The following is a 5,207-nucleotide window of genomic DNA, read 5'->3' as shown; positions in this document are numbered from 1 at the left end:
CTCAAAGGACCGTGCTGGCCTGAGTGTAAGGAGATGCTTGAAAAGTACGTAGAATTAAAGATTGATACGGTAATGGCAATATTGGAGGAAAGAGAAAAAGCTACGGAAGTAATGGCACGGAATATAGTAAACACCAGGACCGCGGAAATGGAAAGGGCTTTTGTTTTACAAGAGCAGCACACGAAAGACATAAGCAATGTCCAGGGGCAAATATCCGGTCCCCTTGGATTGGAATTGAGGATGCGGAGCCAAGAACAATCCCGCGGAGTAATGGACGCCAAGCTCTATCTAATAATAATCGGCCTGCCTTTGGCTGTTAGCGTCACTATAGCGGTGATAATAAATATATTTCTGGCGCATGTGTTCAAATAAAGTGGGGAGAAAGCACCGGCGGCGGTGTCGGGTGCAATAAATGACAGGAGCAGGTAATGGTGGTTACTGGCAATACATTTCTTTCTTCCTGGGATTGGTTGTCCTTGTTCTTGGCGGTTTGCTTGGTCTTATTCGGTGGTTGGGGGGCGGCTGGGTTGCCTGGGTTAATCAAAAACTTAACAATATGGATCAATATATCCTCGATGAACAAAGAGCCAGAGAACAACGATGGCGAGAGCAAGTGAACGGCGTTTGTGCAAAGCATAGTGAGGATATAGCGTTTCTGAAGGCTAAGATAAACGGAAAGAAGATATGAAAAAACCAGACCTTGCACTCATCATCGGCGTGGTAACGCTCATCGGGGCATGTTTTGGAGCGTTCTTCTTTTTCGAGGCCCGTTATGCCCAATGCGAAGAGGTAAAGAAGTTAGAGCGGCGACTAGACTACAAAATCGAAAACGATCAACTCATGGGGATGCAGCAGCGGGTATGGCAGTTGGAAGAAAGGTATCCCAAACCCGAAACCTCACCGCCCGCGGTGCAGCAGCGCATGAAAGAATTAAACGCCTCGATTGAAATGCAGAAAGAAAAGGTTAAGAAATTGGAGCATAGATAAACATAAGAAAATTAAAGAAAATAATAGCTAACCTGCCAGTACGGAGATTCCCGGCGCATTTATACGATATGCCGGTTAAGCATTTGAGTAATGGCATCACGGCGGTTTGTATAGATAATAAAATATATCACTACAAGACAGTCAAAGATGGTTTTGTTAGATGTGTAGAGATAACCACTAAACGATATGGGATTAAATTGGAGTGTGCGAGAACTGGTGCCAAGGGCAAGGCGGGTTATGCGGCTGGTTAAGGTGGGGAAATATCTGTTGTTGTCGGCGCAGTCCTCACGCCAATAGGGAGTGTCCTCGATATGGGCGACAAGAAAAAAGGCAAAGCGAAAAAAAAGAAAGGCCCCAAGCCCCCTAAGCGGCAGCGGTTAAGCAAGGTAAAGGGCACGGCTCCGCACCCGAAAAAGAAGGGGGAGGGATGAGGCACCTGGCCGCCCTGCTCCTGCTCTTGGAAGTCCTGATTTGTCCAATGGACGCCCAAGAAATATACGAGAGCGGCCAGATAGTAAAGGAGCATTACCAGGGGATTATGATTGAAGGGCGGCAAGTGAGCGACGGGCGGCAGTTTTTGAAAGGCTTTGACCTGCACTTGTCAAAATGGTGCCTCTATGTGGTTAACCCGGACGGACTGGTGGAGCGGTACGAATACAAGGAGCAAACCAAATGAAACTCTTGATGACGGCGTTAATGCTTTTGGCCCTGGCCTCCCCGGCGGCGGCGCAACTCAATGCCCAACAGCAGGCCCTCCTGGGAAATATCTTTAGGAGTGAACTTGACCATCGCCAGAAACAGCAGGAGTGGCAGGCCCTCTACAACCGCATAGGACGGACGGCAGAAGAAGAATATGTGATGTTGGACTATGCCAAAAACTTGGCCCACAATCAGGATTTAATAGCAGTATGGATTGCTAATCTTAGCTTGGGAGGGGTTAATTTCAAATCTGCGGCAGTCTTGAACTTGCGACAGATTATCCTTGAGGAATTGCGGGTCAAGGAACAGGCCGAAATTAATTACATTACCGGGGAACGGGCCAGGTTACAGGCGGAAATCACCGCTATTCAGAACGACCCCACTATCCCAGAAGAAATGAAGGCGGAACTGATAGCGCAAAAGAACGCCGATCGGGATGAACTGGCAAGCCGGTTGCCCAACTATGAAAATCGCAAGGCAATATTGGATGCCCTGAAGGCCGGGGCAATTATCTGGGATATTGACTAATGGCTATTCCTGTCGCCTACCGGGACACCCTGCTAAAGCAGTTTGTGCAGAGCTTTGTGGATTTTATCCACCGGAAACGGCTTGAGGCTACTTTACTGGCAAAGGGCACCTTGACGGCGGAGGAGGCGACTATTCTCTCCCATACGCAAGCCGCCCTTGCCAGGGACCGGGCGATATTCCAGATTTGGCGGGCGGGGTTGCAGGACCATAAGAAATTCACAGACCCCACGACCGGCCTCCCCTTCCCGGCGGGTGGCTACAATCTTCAGCAAATCAAGACCTATATCCTCAACAACCGCCTAACCGCGTTGCAAGCCCTGGCGGACAAGCAGGACATAGACATTAACCATATTACTGACCTGAAGGAGAAGGAAACCCTTAACGCTCCCCTGCCCGGCGATGAGAATTACCCGGCTTTAGTGGCGGCTTGGCAGGCCCGGTTAGCGGAGTTAGACGACCGCAAGGCCCGGTGGCAGGCATGGAAGACGTTTATTCAGGAATTGAGAAATAAGACTGACAATGATTTTAGTGCAGAGGCGGAGATGTAATGGCGGCTATCACATCGGCGGCGGACGGAACTTGGGTTGCAGGGGCAGCGACGACCTGGACGGGTGGCGTGGCTCCGGGTGAGGGCGACAATGCCATTATCGCCAGTACGCATGATGTCGAGTTTGACAACAATGTCACGGTTGGTCCGGATTCCAGCACGGCGGCGATTGAGGTTCAGAGCGGCGGGCGGCTGTTTGTTCCCTCCACCGTGGCCGGCAACTATACCCTGATCTGCAAAGGCGACATCAAAACGGACGCCACCGGGGGGACGATTGAGTTCGGGACGGTAGCTAACCCGATTCCTAATACCCGGACCTTCACCCTAAAACTCAATTACTCCGCTTCCTTGGCCGACGGCAAATATGGCCTTCTCATCCGGGCCGGGGGCACCTTCACCTGCCAGGGGGCCTCTGACCGCATTACGGTTGACCGGGCCTATCTGGCAGCGGACGCCGGGGGTTACTGCAATACTTCCGGGACCGCCGTTACTCGGCTACAGGGCCAGACCTTCACCGGCATGTCCGGCACCATCAAAATCAATGGAGTGGATTACACCATCTCTTCCGTTACTGATGCTGATCATATAGTCTTATCCGCCACCGCCGGGACGCAGACCAGCGTCTCCTATGTGCTGGACGGTCAACTGACCATCACCACGGACGTGAGCACGGGCTGGAAATCCGGTGACAAGATTGCCATTGCCTCTACTTCCCGCACTTACACGGACTGCTTCACCACCACGCTAAACGGCAACGCTTCCGGTACTACCGTCACTCTCACCGACGAGCTTATCCGGGCGCATATCGGCACCAGCCCTTGTCAGGCCGAGGTTATTAATTTAACAAGGAATGTGGTTGTCACATCTCATACCACAACCGCCGTGGGCTATGTCCAGTTCGCCACGACTGCTACGGTAGATGTGGACTGGACGGAGTTCTCATATCTGGGCGAGGACGCCGCCGGCAAGCGGGGGATTGATATTCAAACCACCTCTGGGAGTTGCAACCTCAACCGCTGTGCTTTCCATGATTTTGAGGATTATGGGATTTATTTTAGCGGGGCTACTATTGACAATGTGAGCATTACCTATAACTGCCTTTATAATTTGGCGAGTGTGGCAGGCAATAGCGTAAGTCTGCTATCATCTACTCAAACACCAATAACCTATAGCAATAATTGGCTCATTTATCAGGGTGGCAATGTCGTAACTGTTTATATATCAACTACTAATGCTGTAATAGATGATAATGTAATTGCCGGGGGGCGCAGTTATGGGATGCAGTTAGCCGCCCTGCCGGGTGCCTCCGGCTCTATAGATGGCAATGTAATACATAGTGGCGGCAATGTAGGCTTTTATATCGGCACCAACCTTGGTAATTATGGCACGGTTTACCCTTTTGGCACTCTGACGGCTTGGCGCAATACACAAAGCGGTTTAAATCTTACAAGCACTTCCAACATCGAAATTACTTCAGTCATTGCCTGGGGAAACGGCACACAAAATATTTTTACTGGCGGCACACATATAGTCTATGACAGCTTGACCCTGAACGGTGACACGGTGTTCTCTACAGCAGGCGGCATTGCTGTTAACGGGATTACGCAATTTACTGTGCGGGGCGGCAACTTGGGCACGGCTTCCGGCATCAAGACCACGCATAGCACCGCGGATTTGAATTTTGGGGCGGTAGGCTCCTATAGCTATCAGCAATTTGCCCAAATTTACCTGGACAATGTAACTCTGGGAAGCAGCACTCAGTTGGGAGGGAGTTGGAATAGAACCAACTGGCTGCCGGAGAGTTTTGTTAGAGCATCCAGGCTTGGGGGGACGGCGGGATTGGCGGGTGAAAAGACCTGGACCCCTGAAGGCACCATCATCGCCGACACCAGCTATTACAGCACGGCCTCGCCCTCCCAAAAGCTGACGCCCAGTAGTGCGACTTATAAGCTGGAGAGTGGGAGCTATTTTGTGCCGGTGGCCAGCGGGCAAAACCCCACGGTCAGCGTCAAGGTGAGGGAATCCAATGCTTTAAATGGTGATTCACCTGAATTGGTGGTAAGGCGTTGTGACTCCTTGGGCATAACCGCTGATACTGTGCTTGACACGGCCACTTCCGGCCCGGATGTGGATACCCCGCCGGGCACCTGGGAAACCCTTTCGGGCCAGCCGGGGGCCGTTTCTGCTGATGGGGTCTTAGAGTTTTTTGTCCGGGTTAACGGGACCGCCGGTTTTTGCGGGGTCTGTGATTGGTCTGTAACGGGGGCTAAAACGCAAGCGGACAATCTCGATGCCTATTGGTCCTACGGTCTGCCTTTCGACGGCCTCTTAACCGCTGTGGCAGCCGGGGGCGGCGGGGGTAACAGCGTTATCGGGTCCGGGGTGATTATCAAGGGGAGGTAGCTCAATGCAGCTTTACAAGATAGATCAGTATTTCGAGTTTCAT

At 51.6% G+C, this 5,207-nt stretch carries 7 protein-coding genes; all 7 read left to right on the top strand.

Annotated features, from left to right (window positions below):
• Positions 1-372: hypothetical protein (locus HWQ67_RS12355; protein ID WP_218252996.1), on the top strand; the 372-nt coding region annotated here is incomplete at its 5' end.
• Positions 373-412: 40 nt separating this feature from the next.
• The gene (locus tag HWQ67_RS12350; RefSeq protein ID WP_218252995.1) at positions 413-688 is read left to right on the top strand and encodes a hypothetical protein; all 276 of its coding nucleotides are present in this window, start codon (positions 413-415) and stop codon (positions 686-688) included.
• Positions 685-987, top strand: a complete 303-nt coding sequence (locus HWQ67_RS12345; RefSeq protein WP_218252994.1) for a hypothetical protein — start codon at positions 685-687, stop codon at positions 985-987. Before HWQ67_RS12350 ends, HWQ67_RS12345 begins: the two co-directional genes overlap by 4 nt.
• 427 nt (positions 988-1,414) lie before the next feature.
• The gene (locus HWQ67_RS12340) at positions 1,415-1,663 is read left to right on the top strand and encodes a hypothetical protein (protein WP_218252993.1); all 249 of its coding nucleotides are present in this window, start codon (positions 1,415-1,417) and stop codon (positions 1,661-1,663) included.
• Entirely contained in the window at positions 1,660-2,214 is a 555-nt protein-coding gene (locus HWQ67_RS12335) for a hypothetical protein (protein ID WP_218252992.1), read from the top strand. Before HWQ67_RS12340 ends, HWQ67_RS12335 begins: the two co-directional genes overlap by 4 nt.
• Positions 2,214-2,762, top strand: coding sequence for a hypothetical protein (locus HWQ67_RS12330; RefSeq protein WP_218252991.1), 549 nt, complete (start codon positions 2,214-2,216; stop codon positions 2,760-2,762). The genes HWQ67_RS12335 and HWQ67_RS12330 overlap by 1 nt, the downstream gene beginning before the upstream one ends.
• Positions 2,762-5,164, top strand: a complete 2,403-nt coding sequence (locus HWQ67_RS12325) for a right-handed parallel beta-helix repeat-containing protein (RefSeq protein ID WP_218252990.1) — start codon at positions 2,762-2,764, stop codon at positions 5,162-5,164. The genes HWQ67_RS12330 and HWQ67_RS12325 overlap by 1 nt, the downstream gene beginning before the upstream one ends.
• The last annotated feature ends 43 nt before the right edge of the window (positions 5,165-5,207 follow it).

This window comes from Candidatus Magnetobacterium casense, from assembly GCF_019173545.1.
GTDB lineage: Bacteria > Nitrospirota > Thermodesulfovibrionia > Thermodesulfovibrionales > Magnetobacteriaceae > Magnetobacterium > Magnetobacterium cryptolimnobacter.
The sequence above is the reverse complement of the archived record's forward strand: the minus strand, read 5'-3'. Positions and strand labels throughout refer to the sequence as shown.